The organism is Yersinia sp. 2553 StPb PI (assembly GCF_052217105.1).
Lineage (GTDB): Bacteria > Pseudomonadota > Gammaproteobacteria > Enterobacterales > Enterobacteriaceae > Yersinia > Yersinia enterocolitica_E.
Window position 1 is genome coordinate 1,450,580 of sequence record NZ_JAZGPX010000002.1, and the last position, 17,340, is coordinate 1,467,919.

Consider the following 17,340-nt stretch of genomic DNA (forward strand, 5'->3'; position numbering starts at 1 on the left):
TGACCTTATAATAACATTAGGTGATAAGAAAATATTTTATATAACTACTATATCATTTCATCGCTAACTGTATATACCCTTCTTACTTGGTATTACAGTACATCAGCCTAAAAATAATAGTATTTTTTGATAAATGCAGACAGTAGCCAAAGTGTAATAACTTTAGCGGATTAACTAAGACTATAAAGCACTTGAGTAGATTAGCCCAATAAAAAAACCAGCCATTGAGGCTGGTTTTTTGTTGTGGTACCGGAGTACCGCACTATAGGCTTAAGTGTACTCCGATCGGTTTAACCACTTATTTTTTCGCTTCAACCCATTTTCCATCGATATAGAAAGCAGACCAACCCGTGGCTTTGCCATCTTTCTCGGATGAAACATACTGCTGTTTGGTTTTACGGCTAAAACGTACCATGGTTTTATTACCTTCTTTATCCGCCACAGGCGCATCAGCCAGATAACGTAATTTTTCAGGTAAACGATCTTTGAAGCGAACTAACTCTTCGACTAACGGCGCACGGGTTTCGCGCGACTTAGGGAAGGTGTTCGCAGCCAGGAACACGCCTGCAGCACCGTCTCGCAACACGAAATAGGCATCTGACTTCTCACAAGGCAGTTCTGGCAACGGTACCGGATCTTCTTTAGGTGGCGCGACTTCACCACTGCGCAAGATTTTACGGGTATTCTTACACTCGTCATTGGTGCAGCCCATGTACTTGCCAAAACGCCCCATTTTCAGATGCATTTCAGAACCACATTTTTCGCACTCAACAATCGGGCCTTCATACCCTTTGATACGGAACTCGCCCTCTTCTATCTCATAACCATCACACGCAGGGTTATTACCGCAAACATGCAATTTACGTTGGTTATCGATGAGATAGCTATCCATTGCCGTACCACATTTCTGGCAACGGCGGCGGGCGCGTAATGCGTTAGTTTCCGCATCATCACCCTCAAGGATATTGAGAATCTCAGCTTCGGGTACCAGATTGATCGTGGTTTTGCAGCGCTCTTTAGGTGGCAATGCATAACCAGAACACCCAAGGAACACACCGGTACTGGCGGTACGAATCCCCATCTGACGGCCACAGGTTGGGCAGTCGATGCTGGTCATCACCATCTGATTCGGGCGCATACCGCCCTCTTCAGGGTCTTTCTCTGCTTTTTCAAGCTGTTCGCTGAATTCGGCAAAGAAACCATCCAGTACAGCTTTCCACTCGGCCTGATCGTTGGCAACCTGATCCAGGCCACTTTCCATGCGCGCGGTAAAATCGTAATTCATCAATTCGCGGAAGTTTTCTTCTAACCGGTCAGTAACGATTTCACCCATTTTCTCGGCATAGAAACGGCGGTTTTCTACCCGCACATAACCACGATCTTGAATGGTCGAAATGATTGATGCATATGTGGATGGACGGCCAATACCCCGTTTTTCCAACTCTTTTACCAGTGATGCTTCGCTGTAACGTGCTGGCGGCTTGGTGAAGTGTTGGCTTGGGATAAGTTTTTGCAAATCCAGATCACTGCCCACTTCAATTACCGGTAAAGTGCGGTCTTCATCGCCTTTACGTAGCGCAGGCATCACCTTAGTCCAACCATCAAAGCGCAGAGTACGCCCTTTCGCCCGCAGTTGGAAATCGCCAGCCTGAACGGTCAACGTGGTGGAGTCATACTTAGCTGGTGTCATCTGGCAAGCCACAAACTGACGCCAAATCAGTTGGTACAGCTTCTGGGCGTCGGCTTCCATATCTTTTAACTGCTCAGCAATCACACTCACATCTGAAGGGCGAATAGCTTCATGCGCTTCTTGCGAATTTTCTTTGCTGCTGTACTGATTAGGCGCAGATGGCAGATACTTATCACCGAAATTGTCGCCAATATAATCACGCACCATGGTCAGCGCATCCTGACTTAAATTGGTGGAGTCAGTACGCATATAGGTGATATGACCTGCTTCATACAAGCGCTGCGCCATCATCATGGTTTTTTTCACACCAAAACTCAGACGGGTACTGGCAGCCTGCTGCAAGGTGGAGGTAATAAACGGCGCGCCGGGCTTGCTACTGGTCGGTTTATCTTCACGATCCAGCACCTTATAGCGCGCATTTTCCAGTAATTTCAGTGCAGCATGCGTCTGTTCGCGATTTACCGGTTTAAACGGCTTGTCATGGGCATGGGTGACTTCCATTTGAATCGGAACTTCACCTTTCGCCAGCAAGTCAGCATGCAGCTCCCAGTACTCTTCGGGAACGAATGCTTTGATATCCCGTTCACGCTCAACAACTAAGCGCACTGCCACTGATTGCACTCGACCGGCAGACAGGCCACGGGCAATTTTTTTCCAGAGCAGCGGGGAGACCATATAACCCACAACCCGATCCATAAAGCGACGAGCTTGCTGGGCATTAACCCGGTTGATATTCAATTCACCCGGTTGATTAAACGCCTGCTGGATGGCATTTTTGGTGATTTCGTTGAAAACCACACGGCTAAAGCGCTTATCATCACCACCAATCACTTCCCGCAAATGCCAGGCAATTGCCTCTCCTTCGCGGTCAAGGTCGGTTGCGAGATAGATGTGGTCAGCGTTTTCGGCTAATGCTTTCAGCTCGGCAACCACTTTTTCTTTGCCGGGCAAAATTTCGTACTGCGCTTTCCAGCCATGATAAGGATCGACGCCCATACGGTTCACTAACGCAACCTTTTCGTCTTTCTTTACTTTAGTCTTGGGCTTGTCGGTTTTCTTGGCTTTATCTTCAGTTGAGTTAGCGCTCTTCTTACTGGCTGATCCACTGGTCGGCAAATCACGAATGTGACCGACACTGGACTTAACCACGTAGTTATTCCCTAAGTATTTATTAATAGTTTTGGCTTTTGCCGGGGACTCAACTATTACGAGGGCTTTACCCATAATGACCTTTACCTAAATTATTTCTTCTAAAAGAAGGTTTTTATCTTGCCGTACCGCGGCATTCTGAATCTCTTTTTTATATTGCGGTACTTTCTCAGGAGATCAACCTGTTTTTTTGATCGGAGCCATAAATGCGCCTGCCGAGTCTTACCTGACGACCCCTCGATCCCTAAAAATTTTTGCCTACACCCAGCACTACAGCAGCGAATTCTGCCTCATGGCGTCAACAAAACCTTCCACCTAATAGTATAAAATCCCACACTGTACCTGATAAAAAGCGCTACGCAACCTAATTAGCGAGGAATATGAATTTATCCAATCACGGCTACAAAACAGCCAGATGCTCGAATAAACCTTAGCCGGTTTGCGAACAAATGCTAACCCGCAGTACAATAGTGAGAGAAATTACATTGTAGTAAGGAGATATAATGCACGGAAACACAGCACCGATTGAGCGTAATAAATTATTAGCAGAGGCTAATGAGATTATTCGCCAGCACGAAGATTATATGCATGGGATGCAGGCAACTGAGGTTGAGCAAAAAGGGCCAGTATTGGTATTTCGCGGCGAGTTTTTCTTGGATGCAGACGGTTTACCGACAGCGAAAACAACCGCAGTATTTAATATGTTTAAACATTTGGCTCATGTTTTGTCAGCTAAATACCATTTAATCGATTAATTGCCGGTGACTCCTCCCATTATTACATGGCTAATTTCGCCATTGAGCCACAAATAACAGGGGGCTAAGCCCCCTGCCTTCCTTCACTAAAAACCCTATGCTCTCAGATTATAAAAGGGGTTTTTCGCCGCGCTGCCACCAGCGTAATAATAGACGGTCAGCGCTTTCTGCCGCGCTGCCGGTAAAACGATCCATCAGACGTTTGCGTCGCGAATAACGCACACCGATAACTTCATGATTATCCATTTCAGCAATCAATAAATCATCGCTGGTACCAATGGCATCAACCAACCCTTTTTCTTTCGCTTGGGTGCCAAACCAGTGTTCACCGGTCGCAACCGCATCAATGTCCAAAGAGGGCCGCTGTTGCTGTACGAACTGTTTGAATAACAGGTGCGTTTCATTCAGATCTTCACGGAATTTCTCGCGCCCTTGTTCAGTATTCTCACCAAATAATGTCAGTGTGCGTTTAAACTCACCAGCAGTATGCAGTTCTACATCAATATCGTTCTTTTTCAGCAAGCGGTGGAAGTTCGGGATTTGGGCCACAACACCGATAGAGCCAATAATAGCAAAGGGCGCACTAATAATACGATCAGCCACACAAGCCATCATATATCCCCCACTGGCAGCTACTTTATCGACCGCCACCGTCAGGCGAATCCCTTTATGGCGCAAGCGCTCCAATTGCGAGGCGGCTAAACCATAACCATGCACTACGCCACCAGGGCTTTCGAGTCGCAGCAGCACTTCATCTTGCGCGCTAGCAACCGCCAGAACCGCAGAAATCTCTTCTCGCAATGACGTCACTTCATGTGCATCAATGCTACCTTTAAAATCAATTACATATAGGCAGGGTTTTACCGCTGCCACCGCACCGGCTTTGGCGCGCTGTTTCTTCAGCTTTTGATCCGCTTTTTGCTGCTTCTTAAACTCTTTGCTCCAGTTTTTTTGTTCTGCATGGCTCATGCGCGCTAGCCGCATTTCCCGCTGAATTTCCTTATATTGCTCACCCAAATCAACCAGATTCAATTCACCCCGTTGCCCTTGTTTTCTCATCCCTTGGCTGACAACCAGTAACACTACCGCACCAATGGCGACCACAATCGTCACTACTTTGGCTAGAAACAGTCCGTACAGAGAAATTAACTCCACAAATACCGCCTTTATTCATCTGCTATTAGAGAGATATCTGCATTCTAGCGAACCCGTAAGCTGCCGTCTTGCGCAAATGAAAAATTGCATTGGTTTCGCTTAAATATAAGAATGTAAGAGATATAGCGGCATGCCTGAATAAAATATCCGCCGCCAGTAAGAGGAATAACTATGCATTATCAACCTAAAGACGATCTGCTCAATAACCGCACTATACTGGTGACGGGAGCAGGCGATGGTATTGGTCGCGAAGCGGCACTGACCTATGCCCGTTTTGGTGCTCGTCTGGTGTTAGTTGGCCGGACTGAAAGTAAATTAATGGCGGTACAACAACAGATAGCTGAGGCTCAAGGGTTGCCCGCTGTAACACTGCCACTTGACCTATTACATGCATCGGAACAAGATTGCCAGCAGCTGGCAGACACCCTAAGTCAGCATGTTTCACATCTGGATGGTGTGTTGCATAATGCCGGTTTATTAGGTGATATAGTTCCGATGGCGCAGCAAAATATAGCCGTCTGGCAGGACGTGATGCAAGTGAATGTAAATGCGACATTTATGCTTACCCAAGCACTTTTACCGCTACTATTGAAATCTCACAGCGCCTCGCTGGTATTCACCAGTTCTAGCGTGGGTCGCCAGGGTCGTTCCGGCTGGGGCGCTTATGCCGTATCCAAATTCGCCACTGAAGGCATGATGCAAGTGCTTGCAGAAGAATATAAACACAGCAATTTGCGGGTGAATTGTATTAACCCGGGCGGCACCCGAACTCAGATGCGGGCATCCGCCTTCCCTGACGAAGATACAACTAAATTAAAAACACCTGCTGATATTATGCCGCTATATCTTTATCTCATGAGCGATGATAGCCGTAGAAAAACCGGCATCAGTTTCGATGCACAACCCGGCCGTAAAGCCGGCCCCGCAGAATAAAGGAACATGTTATGTCTGAAGAACGCCACCAGCAGCGCCAACAAAAAATAAAAGAAAAGGTTGAATCACGGGTTGCGGCAGCACAAGAAACACGCGGTATCATGATTATTTTTACCGGTAACGGTAAAGGTAAGACCACTGCAGCATTTGGCACTGTGACCCGGGCAGTCGGGCATGGTCTGAAAGCGGGGGTGATTCAGTTTATTAAAGGTGAATGGCCTAACGGTGAGAAAAACCTGCTGCAACAGCATGGGGTCGAATTTCAGGTTATGGCGACCGGTTTTACCTGGAATACTCAGAATAGAGAAACTGACACTGCCGCCTGCCAAGGTGTTTGGCAGCACGGTTTGCGCATGTTGGCAGACCCAAGCCTGGATTTAGTGGTGCTCGATGAGCTGACTTATATGGTCGCCTATGACTATCTGCCACTTGATGAGGTCATCACCGCCCTCAAACAGCGCCCTGCCCATCAAACCGTGATTATTACTGGCCGTGGCTGCCACCGCGATTTGTTGGAAATGGCCGATACCGTCAGTGAATTACGCCCGGTCAAACATGCTTTTGATGCCGGAATTAAAGCACAACAAGGTATTGACTGGTAATTCGCAGTATTCATGCAAACCAATGAAATGCCGCAGAGGCAATATCTGCGGCATTTTTCGCTATATATAATGAGATCTAAACTTACGGCCCCTTTTGGCAAACTCAGTTTTCCAAATTACTTCTCTAGAGGGATCATGGGTATTTTTGACGGGGTCAATGTCCCAATGGCGGGAGTTAGTGTTGCCATCCCAGGGACCACTTGGCTTGACGACTGCGCTTGGTGTTGTGTGCTGTCAAAATAGCAGATTTTTTTCAATGGTTTAGGGAGCGAACCACACGTGTTTTGGCAATTGTCACCATAGTGAGAGTAAGAGTGAGGCCCAGCACAAGCATAAGTTACAGATGAGAATCCGGTGCCGACGACAAATAAAATAGCCGCGCTGGTCGTTAACAGAGACTTTTTCATATTAATGCTCCTGAGATTTTAAATCCGAGGGGTATTCCCCAAGAGCAATATAGTCACGCCGAATATTTAGAGACTAGCGGTATCTCATCGTGGTTGACGGTGTGTATATGTGGTAAAAACATTTATTATAGAAATATTATACTATCCAATAGATGGATGGTGGTTTTTTATACTTCAGGAAGAAACACAATAGCTGACGGAGGGATGTGAATGCTTAAAATCAATGATGGGGAGAAAATGCTCCCTCCCCATTAGACAAATTACCCGCGCTTGTTAGATCCGCGTCGAGCAGTCGTTGCTGCTGGCGCTGCATTACCCGTATTTTGACGAGTAGAACTTTTACGAGCAGAACCTTGACGACCCGCGACCTGACGGCCAGCGACTTCAGTGTGGCGTTTAACCGCACGACGGATTTGATTGGCTTTAACCCGGCGTCGGTCTTTCTCAACAGGCAGTTTACTGACAGTTTCAGAATCCAATTCGACCAACTCACGCAAGTAGTTGGTTGCCTTCAGATCCAATTCGGTCCAGCCACCTCGTGGCAGGCCCTTCGGCAAATTAATATCGCCATAACGCACACGAATCAGGCGGCTAACCTGCACGCCAACAGCTTCCCACAAGCGGCGAACTTCACGGTTGCGCCCTTCGGTCAACGTAACGTTATACCACTGGTTAATCCCCTCTCCGCCTTGGAAGCTAATGGTGCGGAAAGCCGCTGGACCATCTTCCAACTGCACGCCACGGCTAAGTTGTTTGATTTTTTCGTCATCGATTTGACCAAACACCCGCACGGCATATTCGCGTTCAACTTCACGGCTTGGATGCATCAGACGGTTGGCAAGTTCACCGTCAGTGGTGAACAATAATAACCCTGACGTATTAACATCCAGACGGCCTACCGCCACCCAGCGCGAACCGCGCAGTTTAGGTAAACGATCGAATACTGTTGGGCGACCTTCGGGATCATTACGGGTACAGAGTTCACCTTCCGGCTTGTAATACGCCAGAACACGGCAAACAGCCTCTTCAGATTCTTTAATAGAAAGAAGATGACCATCGAGGCGAATTTTGGTGGCCTGAGTGACTTCAACACGATCACCCAGCGTTGATATTTTACCATCAACGCTGACACGGCCTTGTTGGATAATAGTTTCGATTTCCCGACGCGAACCATGACCGGCACGTGCCAAGACTTTCTGTAATTTTTCACCCACAATTTTATCGCCCTGCGGTTTAGGGCTTTGTGGCTTTGAGTTTGGTAATTTTTGGTTTTCTGACTTCTCGCTCATTGAGCAACCTCTAATGTCGCCTTCACAGGCGTCGTATATAATCGTATCATCAACAAGTTACGCGATGTTGCACATCAACTCATTGGATTGTAAAACCTTTTGGAATAAAGCATGTCAAATAAAGTGTCACACCAACTGTCACACCTGATGCTTCGAGGTCAGACATATTACACTAATTTTAAGATGAAAGGTTCCACTAAATCCATACGGTTATCTTTAGGGACAGACAGCCTGCGTCAAGCCCAAGCAATGATGTCGCGAATATCGCCATATATTCCATTAGTACAATCCGGTGCTATGCCCGTAGAAGCCTTTAAGAGCAAGTTAAATGGCATGACAGACCTGACAAAACAAGATTTAGACACTTTTCTATTTCGAACGCTTGAGGCTGATATAATTGAAGCTGAATACATCCCTCAACTCGGCAAACTAGCAAAAGAGATGGGAACACCAATTATCAAGCCAGAGGATACGGCAGGCGGGGCACATGGGTATGCTAGGGCTGCTCAATCATGGGTGTTTGAAGGTAACGACGGCACAGTAAACCTTATCAAAAATCACTTTCAACATCAGAACATTGACCCATCGTCTTTATCTAACGAAATTTCTGAAGCGTCCACTAAGTTAGGTATGTCTAAGAGTAAGGTATATCAGGCATACCAAGCCTTCTATAATGGTGATTTTCTTAAGTATGAACAGTTAGTCAACTCGCTGAAATCTCAGTTATCTACAGAATCACATTTAAGCCACAATTCAATAAAACGTGACCCTGTAACAAGCAACCAAGAATTAAGCATTAATCCAGCAATCAAGCTATCAGAAGCTTGGAAAATGTTTGTTGAAGAAAAGGGAAATCATTGGCGGTTACCTGTAGCTAAAGAAAATCAACGGTTCTACGAGGTTTTGCTGCTGGTTGTGGGAGATATTCCAGTAGATGTAATAACCAAGCAGCATATACGCGATGCACTGCAAGTGGTTAAGAACCTGCCATCACGCACCATAAAGCCGTACAGTAGAATGACTCTTGAAGAGTGTATTAATCTTACACAAGACGTAAATTATGATGTTCCAGAAGATGATCTTATCTCAAGTGAACATGTGCATAAACACCTCAAAATCTGGAGGTCATTATTCAGCACATTTTTAGTAGAGCAAAAAGATATTTTATTGAAAGCCCCCACAGAGGGTATTAATTACAAGATAGAACCAAATAGAGGTGGGCATTACTCTGAAACAGAAATGTGCAAACTAAAGATGTATTTCAATGCATTACCTTGCGATGACCGCCTAAAATTATATTTCCTTACCTTAATCTACACTGGTGCTCGTAGGGGCGAAATAGCAGATATCAAGAAAGAACACATAAAACAAAATGATGATACTGGTAGATACTATATTGCTATCACAGGGGGAAAATCGAAACATGCAAAACGTAATGTACCCGTACATAAATTGATAGAACCGTTATTACTAAAACATATATCGACCTTATCCAGTAATGATCTTGTTTTTAGTGACCTGCCAGACTACACAACTATTACTCAAACGTGGGTAAATATCATGAGAGAACTAAAGATCCCTGATCATGATGAGTTTGGTTTAAAAAGACGGATTCATTCACTACGTCATACATTTATAAGCAAAGCAATAACGACAATAGTGAATCATACTCTTGTGCAATTTGTTGTAGGTCATAGCCGGACTCGTAGCCTTGGATTAACTAACATATATGTTCATGCACCACCGATAAAAGACCTGCTTCCTGTGGTGGATTGTATCGAATAACAACATTAGATTAAAAGCGGGGATTAACCCCGCCCTGTTTATTTATAAATCACCGCGCAGGATAACTTGAAAGTAAATCATTCATGGTGTTGTTGTTATATTCTTGAATTTTGTTATCTGCTACCAGATTGAATACGCCTTTCAACTCTTCACCATTGATATTCAGGCTTACAGGGGCTGGCATGACGTTAATTGTTTGCTTAGGTGCTGCATATGCAGAGCTTGGCTGGTACGGTGTAGGAGATAACATTGCTGGGGGTGTAGGCACCATTGCTGGCTTGCTATCTTTAAACTGATTCTTCAATAGCTCCCAAGCCGTATGCCCCATTAGTAAGCTCGAGTTGGAATTCAATCTCTTCTCTGGCTCTTTTACACTTTGGAATAATTCTGCTTTTGTCTTTGGCTCTGCCAGCTGAGTAACTGAGAAACCAGTAAGCTTGATTATGTGGGCCACGGCTTTCCCTAAAGCTTCTACTAGTGGGGTTAATTGGCGCATAGCTTCCGCTAGACCATCGGCCCCGCCCATCGCACTACTAAGGGCTACTGAGAATTTATCGCTTAGGGTTTGTGAAGCATAACTAACTGCGATACCCCATTCACGTAGTTTGGTTAGACTCGCCAACTGCTCATCAGAGAGCAGTTGGCCTTTAGCCTTCATATCAATAATGGTCTCGATGACTTCATCACCGTTATTGGCAAAGAGTCCTGATATACGACTAAGGTCATTAACTGTTTCTTCGTAATAGCGCATTTCTGCCGCACTCTTTTTAAGCTGCTTGCCATTAAGCTGCATCTGCACAATGAACTCGGAGCTACTCATTTTAGCGATATCTTTTAGGGTATAACCTAACGGTAGAAAGAGGTCTGACGCTACGTCAGATAGCTCGCCACCGCCTTTTATTTTCCCAGAGCGGCGGTCTATGATTCCTTGACTTACCAACTCGCCTAGTTTTTCTTGTAGGTCTTGGTAAACATTCTCTAAATTTGCATCAATCCCTTTGGATTGCACGAGTCTCTGCAATGCCTGAGCTTCGTATGAGTCAGCACCAGCTTTAGTGAGTTTGTTAATCTGTTTAGCTCTATCCACACTACCAGAAGCCCCACTGTACGCTGCATAAGCACCACCTACAGCGCCAGCGGCAGCATACCCACCCAAACCTACACCTAATAGAGCACCCCCACCTTTACGGCCTTCTTGTGCTTTAGTTTTGGCTGTCTCTCGTTTGAGTCTACGGGCTTGTGCCTCAGCTTTTCTGGTATTCGCTACCAGAAACCGCATTTGTTGATTCATCTCACTGAGGTCTAAATTCCCTTTTTTGTATTCTTGGCTCAGGAGCTTTGCTTGCTGGATTGATTTATAACGTTGGGCAACATTCAGGTGTTCCATGCGAGAGATAGTAAACGTTGCATCCCGTAATTTCATAGTCGCGCTAATTTCTTTCTTCAGTGCTAATTCTGATTGCCGCTTTAACTGGACTTTGCGCTTCTCAGCATTAGCTGCTTCTTTAGTTGCCTGAGTTTGTGCTTGTTGAGCTTTGCCTGTCTGTTCCATTGCTTTAGTCTGCGCTAGAGACGTAGCTAACCAGTCTTTTGACGGTTTGCCCAGTACCCCAGTACCTAAGCCACCCTTTACTCCAGCACTACCGTACACGCGCTTCATCGCGCTTACTTGCTGCTGTGCCGCTTCTTTAGCCATCTTGACACTATTAGCAGCCGACTTGGGAGTAATCGAATTACCTAAAATACCTGAAGAAGAGGCTTTTAGTTTCTTCATCTCGTCTTTAATCTTTTTAAGAGAGGCGTTATCATTTTTCCATTTAACCATGTTAGTTAATACGGCTGCTTGAATGTTTACACTCATTGTTTATCTTCCTTTTATTATTGTTTTTCTCAGATAAAAAAAAGCCCAGCTATTAGGCTGAGCTTTATTACTTAGATTGCAATGGTTCTGTCAAAGCGTCCTCCAATGTCATTTTCTGTTCTTTCATGCGCCAATGAACGGTGCTTTCTGACATACCAAATAACTTTGCAAGTTGTCTAATATTTAAAATATCTAAAACCTGTGCATTGCTTAATCGCTTAATTACCCGTTGTGAATCGCTTCGTTCAAGTGTGACAATCATAATTGTTTAACCCTCTATCTTTCTATAAGTTGGATAATTAGTAAAAGGAATATCGGAGATAAATAGAATCCCCAATAAAATAACAGTGCAATGAATAGAGTGAGATAGAGGGCTATTACTAGCCCTCTCAATTAACCCATATTACACTGTTGTGTTTGTAACTTTAACTACCACACTCGGTAATTGACTGACGGGCAATAAGCTATATTCATTATGAATGGAGACCATTTTCATCTGATCATAATTCTGATAACTGAATACTTCCTGTGGTGCCATTTGAGCTACATCCATATGACGTGAAGCTGGGCCATAAATTGCACGGAATGGGTTAGCCAGTTCTGAGAATTTAGGTACAAAATAAGCCTCATCTGCACCTACAGAATAAACACTATCATCCGGAACCCTAATGAAAGTCATATCGAAAAATCTGAACATGGAGATACCCGGTAATGCACCAGCCTCGCGATAATTAGTGATAATGTTGTTGCCATTATCAGCCGCAGAGGTGAACGTATATAATTCTTTTACAGATGGGTGGAATCGGACTTTGGAATAGAAACTTGAGCCACAGAATACAAGGGTATCCGTTTGGCTAACAGCTAATGACCCCAATGCACTACGCAGTTTAACCATAACAGAATCTAGGAACTCCGGTACGTCCGTATTAGCATTTGCCAAGTCAACAGTATCAACCTGCTGTTGTGACCCAAAAGTATCTTCCCAATTAATATTTGGGTTGCGGGTATTAGTTGCATCAACAGTATTCTTAAATAAAGCCTTCGCTAACAAACGTTCACGAGTTGCATGATAAGCAATTGAGTGAGCTTCAAGATAGCTAATTACCACACTATTGGCGTCTAACTCGGCACTGCTACCAAACCGGCGACGTGACTGGAAAGCCTCTGGCGTGACCTCATTTTGACGATAATAGTGAGGGATTTCAATCTCATAGTTGGTCATTTTTGGCAGGATAGAGGTGTTTTGATCAGTTCCGTATCGGGTAGTCTCTCGATCAACATAATTGTTAGTTTCTACGAGGTAGTCCAAGCTGGTAGAGCGTGTAGTAGACGGATCAAATGAGAACAGTTTCAAATTCTGCAACAAGTAATTAGGGCTAGGAATCAGATGAAACGAACTGGATAGGTCTACTACATTATTTGGTGTCTGTGAATTCATTGATGATAGAATAGGCATCTTATTATTTTTCCTTATTATTATAATTTTATTGTTTGTTGTTGTTTTATTATTGAATTCGAACAAAGCCGCTTGCACTGATCAATTGCTTAGCGTTAGCAAGCCCACCTGTTGCAACGATAAGAGAACCCTCTTTAATAACAGCTAGTACGCCAACAGTACGGATTCGTACATTGCTACCTGCTTTTGCATAATCGAGGCTAACTACAACATCGCCAGTGGTTGCGGCGGCTACCAGTGCAGAACCATCTGCTTTAATCACACTGCCGGGTTCGGCATCTACTGCAAGATTACTAAAGGTATGAAAACCCTTACTGAACACATCATCGCCCTGATACGCGAGGACGTCGCCTTCATTTTTAATTTCTTTAAATGCTGGAATAGTCATTATTATTATTTCCTTTTATTGTTATTGTTTGTATTTTGCTTTAATAGCTTGTAAAAGCTGATCATTACTTTCTTGCCGTGCTGATTTGTTTACTTCAAGAGCTTTGTTTACTTCAAAATCTTCATGGTCTTCATTCAATATAACAGCACTGCTTTTCATGAGACCCTTTTCACCGTATTCATCAGCTTTAATATCAAATTGCTGTGCTACCATATACATCTTATTAAGAAGCTCAGCATTATCTGAAAAATAAGTAATCTTGAATTTTTTAATATCGTTTGCCATAGGTTATTCCTTATATTTGTTATAGCACTTTGAAATGCCCCTTGAGTTGACTTAATAAGATGTATTAGATTTAGAGAATACAATAATCATGAATAGTCAAATCAACGACAAGAAGCATTTGAAAGTGTATGAAAGTTACTTTGATAGTTAGATTGTTTACTTTGCTTGTTTAAAATGAGAAGTTATAACTTACTGAATTCTCTTGACTATATATTCCCGCAGTGTAGATATAAAATAATAGGCTCTATCACATCCAGCGATAGAACCTTTATCTTTAAGCACAAACAAACAATAACAAGGAGGAAGTAAACAAGAAGTCAGATGGAAGCAATGAACGTGAGTACATTTATTAAATATTCTCTTAGTAGGACATATAAGAACACTTAATAAATGTGCATCTGTAGCAGTGCGGTTGCTGAGGCCACAAGGATTTGTCTACAGATAAACATTAGATTTAGGCATAATCATCGAAGACCAATAAGATAATTATTAAGGAGATAATTTTCGGCTATTTTACGTGGTGTGAACTTTAGTTTTAAATCATCCCTCTATAATCTATTATACCATAATTCGGTAGTGGGCCGCAATATATTGTGGTGGTTTTTCTTGACTATTTCTTATTTATTTTAATATTCTTCTTATGCAAAGATATTACCCAGCCCTGTTAACTCATCTTGGAACTCTTTTACAGCGGCCTCTCCACATTTAAGTGCAATATGTGAAACCCTATTAGCTCTAGTAATAATCTCAGGGTGGTGCTCCATAATAAAATCTTCATTTGGTTCAATAGCCACTGCCATAGCGTCTAATTTAGCTTCAGTCCACTGCATTAGCTCAATAATATTTATATCGTCTCTGGTGAAGTAATCTAAATCAAGGTAGACAGATTCTAATTCAGTGATTTCCTTATTTACTTTCTTCAATAATCTCTTCTGTTTCTGTTTTTTCAAAAAGTACATCATAAGTAGTTTCCTTTTATTGTTTGCTCTGCAAATGCTAATAACTATTAGCACTCACATTAGTGAGCATTTTTATTATTGTTATTGTTAACACCGCATTCTGACGTGATAAACACGATGCTCACTAAGTGAGTGCTAATAACTATTAGCATTCGCGGAGCGAACACGGTGTTTTAGATGAGTACACCATAAGGCATAGGGTAGCTTAGGTTTTCTATTTAAACAGCTCACAGCTTGCAAAATCCCACGAGGAATCACATCATAGGAGTGCTATTGCAGTTATTACCATCGTTGCGGCTGGTAGATGTGGAATAATCAATGCTGGGGCAACAAGTGGTAAAGCTACAACCGTCAAAGTAAGCAGGAAAAACAAAGTCAGTATCTTCAATTAACCCCCTGTTCAATTCTCTTTGATTCCTGTTGGGCTATCCAAATCAGATATCCTGCAATTGACCACCCACGAGCATTACATTCTTTTAGTAGTAGTTGATATTGATAACTTTCCAATTCTATAATTAATTTCTTCTTCATTTAGTAATCCCTCTATTCGTGAACTGGAACCCACATACCAGCCTGATGCTCGTTTAACTCGTACTGGTCGCGCTTATTGAAATATAACCAACCCATATGAGGTATATTGGCAAAATCTCGTTGATAGTAACCACCCTCAATATAATCCACAGAGTCTTGAGTGATTTTTAAAGGTTTCTTTCTTTTATTCTTTATGTGCTTTATCTCTAAACTGGTCAGTGCATAGTACAAGGAGTTTGGTTGTTTTATTTGGTTATTTACACAATCAATATATTTCTGTTTGCGTTCAATGCTTACAGTTCTACTAATAACACCCCCTATGAGATAATATAGTTATAATCTACGCTGCTATACTTTCTTGTAAATACTCTTGATTTAATTTATCAATGTAAGCTTTTATTTCTTTTGTTTTTCCTGTTAATGCCAAGTTGCGTATATGCTCTTTCTCTTCTTCTGTAAAGACAACTCCAATCAATGGGTTTACTTTAGCTGGCTCTTGCATAGAGTAAGTTAAGGAGCCATGAGTTTTAGTGTATACCTCTGATAAATCCGGAGCACTCCACTTAATACTCAAAATATGTAGCTTATGCATTTCATCATCAGAGGCTTTAACAGAAGAACTTACTGACTGTTGCATAGCAATCTCTGGTGGTGTAATAGCTTGTTGTTCAAGACGAGAACCACGGCTTCCCCCAAACTTACTGTTATTTGGATTCAGTTTGTGATGTGCTATAGCATCTGATGCGGTTCTTAGTATTTTTGTGTAGTACTCAATAGTCCTTTTGCTGAGTGGCTTATCACCAAAAAACTCTTTCTTTTTATTAAGATAACTTCCAACAATTAGTGTATCAATTTCATCAAGTGTCTGTAATGCCCTGAAAAATCTAATGGGAGATAATCGTGTATCCTTCCCTGCTTGCCCTAATGCACCACAAATACAATCATCAATCCAATTTGGTAATTCTTCATATTCCCAAAAGGAAGAAATATACTCTTTGGTGAATCTATTATCTGTTGCTTTTCTCACTGCTCCTTTAGTTCTTGCCAATCTTCCTCCTATTTATTGTTATTGTTTGTCTTCCTTTAGTAATAAAAGTTTTAATTCTTGTTCTAGAATGTAAATGTCGTACATTTTAAGAGCCAGTTTATACATATGCTTTCTTTTTTCAGTGTACTGTTTGCAATGATTGCCCCTTAGATACACGGCATTCCTGCAAATAGTTCCATCTTTTAATGCTTCTACAACTGCTTGTACATCTGGAAAACGAACTCGTTTATCTGCTTTATCTACTTTAATATTATTTTTGTTAATACTGCCTCCTGATTTTTTAGATAAAAAAAAGACCGGATGCCTTTAGGCTTTCCAGTCTCATATAATGTTCTTCTGTATTATAGAGTAATTTTACTTACCCTATATCTCTAGTATATATGTTTTCCATAAACATTGCAATAGGGTTGAGGTATTTATTTTTACCCTATTCAATACTTCTCATGATAGCAGTTTTCTTATACAAAAGTCCAGATTCTTTACAATTAAAATTAAGGTTCCTTTCCCTTGTAATTCTCCTGCGTTTTAGCCCTTCATGTAGATAGGCTGTAGGTCACAGTGGATTATTGATTTAAACGGCTCACAGCTTGCAAAATCACACGAGACTCGTGCCTCTATCCTTGCATATTAGATAAACCATCTGTAAGACTGTCTGTAAGGTTATCTATAAGGTTGTAGCCTGTCTCTCTGTCATTTAATAAAACGATCTACTATAAGAGATAAGAATAAATCGACATCCCGACTGTCTTTCTGACACTCTGACTATCGATTCCTTCTAACATTCGTTTACTGAGTTAATCACTCTAAGCTTATCGCTTCTCATGCTAACCTCAGACTCATGTTATAAAACGATCTACTATAAGAGATAAGAATAAATCGACATCCCGACTGTCTTTCTGACACTCTGACTATCGATTCCTTCTAACATTCGTTTACTGAGTTAATCACTCTAAGCTTATCGCTTCTCATGCTAACCTCAGACTCATGTTATAAAACGATCTACTATATAGGGTCTTCTTTCGCTACGCTCACACCGAACACCCTACT

15 protein-coding genes are annotated in these 17,340 nt (G+C 42.5%); 4 read left to right on the plus strand and 11 right to left on the minus strand.

What is annotated here, in order from left to right:
- Window positions 1-298: 298 nt before the first annotated feature.
- Complete coding sequence (gene topA, locus V2A84_RS07930) at window positions 299-2,914, minus strand: type I DNA topoisomerase (RefSeq protein WP_083158916.1); 2,616 nt, start codon at window positions 2,912-2,914, stop codon at window positions 299-301.
- 428 nt (window positions 2,915-3,342) lie between these two features.
- Here topA and V2A84_RS07935 point away from each other — a divergent pair, with 428 nt between their 5' ends.
- On the plus strand, window positions 3,343-3,594 hold the full coding sequence (locus V2A84_RS07935) for a YciN family protein (protein WP_083158917.1): 252 nt from the start codon (window positions 3,343-3,345) through the stop codon (window positions 3,592-3,594).
- 108 nt (window positions 3,595-3,702) lie between these two features.
- Here V2A84_RS07935 and sohB read toward each other — a convergent pair whose 3' ends face one another.
- Window positions 3,703-4,749, minus strand: a complete 1,047-nt coding sequence (gene sohB / locus V2A84_RS07940) for a protease SohB (protein WP_083158918.1) — start codon at window positions 4,747-4,749, stop codon at window positions 3,703-3,705.
- A gap of 171 nt (window positions 4,750-4,920) precedes the next feature.
- On the opposite strand from sohB, the gene V2A84_RS07945 reads away from it, so the two are divergent.
- Together V2A84_RS07945 and cobO are read left to right on the plus strand one after the other, a co-directional pair.
- Entirely contained in the window at window positions 4,921-5,682 is a 762-nt protein-coding gene (locus V2A84_RS07945; RefSeq protein ID WP_083158919.1) for a YciK family oxidoreductase, read from the plus strand.
- 11 nt (window positions 5,683-5,693) lie between these two features.
- Complete coding sequence (gene cobO, locus V2A84_RS07950; protein ID WP_083158920.1) at window positions 5,694-6,284, plus strand: cob(I)yrinic acid a,c-diamide adenosyltransferase; 591 nt, start codon at window positions 5,694-5,696, stop codon at window positions 6,282-6,284.
- Between the two features lie 667 nt (window positions 6,285-6,951).
- Here the strand turns inward: cobO and rluB are convergent.
- A complete protein-coding gene (rluB, locus tag V2A84_RS07955) occupies window positions 6,952-7,980 on the minus strand; it encodes a 23S rRNA pseudouridine(2605) synthase RluB (RefSeq protein WP_102970413.1) in 1,029 nt (342 codons plus the stop codon).
- A gap of 111 nt (window positions 7,981-8,091) precedes the next feature.
- On the opposite strand from rluB, the gene V2A84_RS07960 reads away from it, so the two are divergent.
- Window positions 8,092-9,765 (plus strand): tyrosine-type recombinase/integrase, encoded by a 1,674-nt coding sequence (locus tag V2A84_RS07960; protein WP_442848689.1) that lies wholly within the window; start codon window positions 8,092-8,094, stop codon window positions 9,763-9,765.
- Between the two features lie 49 nt (window positions 9,766-9,814).
- Here V2A84_RS07960 and V2A84_RS07965 read toward each other — a convergent pair whose 3' ends face one another.
- From V2A84_RS07965 to V2A84_RS08000, 8 genes are all read right to left on the minus strand, one after another.
- Window positions 9,815-11,626, minus strand: a complete 1,812-nt coding sequence (locus V2A84_RS07965) for a hypothetical protein (protein ID WP_442848690.1) — start codon at window positions 11,624-11,626, stop codon at window positions 9,815-9,817.
- A 67-nt stretch (window positions 11,627-11,693) separates the two neighbouring features.
- Entirely contained in the window at window positions 11,694-11,888 is a 195-nt protein-coding gene (locus V2A84_RS07970; RefSeq protein ID WP_442848691.1) for a hypothetical protein, read from the minus strand.
- A gap of 141 nt (window positions 11,889-12,029) precedes the next feature.
- Window positions 12,030-13,082, minus strand: coding sequence for a major capsid protein (locus tag V2A84_RS07975; protein WP_442848692.1), 1,053 nt, complete (start codon window positions 13,080-13,082; stop codon window positions 12,030-12,032).
- Between the two features lie 49 nt (window positions 13,083-13,131).
- Window positions 13,132-13,470 (minus strand): hypothetical protein, encoded by a 339-nt coding sequence (locus tag V2A84_RS07980; protein WP_442848693.1) that lies wholly within the window; start codon window positions 13,468-13,470, stop codon window positions 13,132-13,134.
- Window positions 13,471-13,491: 21 nt separating this feature from the next.
- On the minus strand, window positions 13,492-13,755 hold the full coding sequence (locus V2A84_RS07985) for a hypothetical protein (protein ID WP_442848694.1): 264 nt from the start codon (window positions 13,753-13,755) through the stop codon (window positions 13,492-13,494).
- A gap of 638 nt (window positions 13,756-14,393) precedes the next feature.
- The gene (locus V2A84_RS07990) at window positions 14,394-14,717 is read right to left on the minus strand and encodes a hypothetical protein (protein WP_442848695.1); all 324 of its coding nucleotides are present in this window, start codon (window positions 14,715-14,717) and stop codon (window positions 14,394-14,396) included.
- Window positions 14,718-15,098: 381 nt separating this feature from the next.
- On the minus strand, window positions 15,099-15,245 hold the full coding sequence (locus tag V2A84_RS07995) for a hypothetical protein (RefSeq protein ID WP_420074032.1): 147 nt from the start codon (window positions 15,243-15,245) through the stop codon (window positions 15,099-15,101).
- 340 nt (window positions 15,246-15,585) lie between these two features.
- The gene (locus tag V2A84_RS08000; RefSeq protein ID WP_420074033.1) at window positions 15,586-16,293 is read right to left on the minus strand and encodes a hypothetical protein; all 708 of its coding nucleotides are present in this window, start codon (window positions 16,291-16,293) and stop codon (window positions 15,586-15,588) included.
- Window positions 16,294-17,340 lie beyond the last annotated feature (1,047 nt).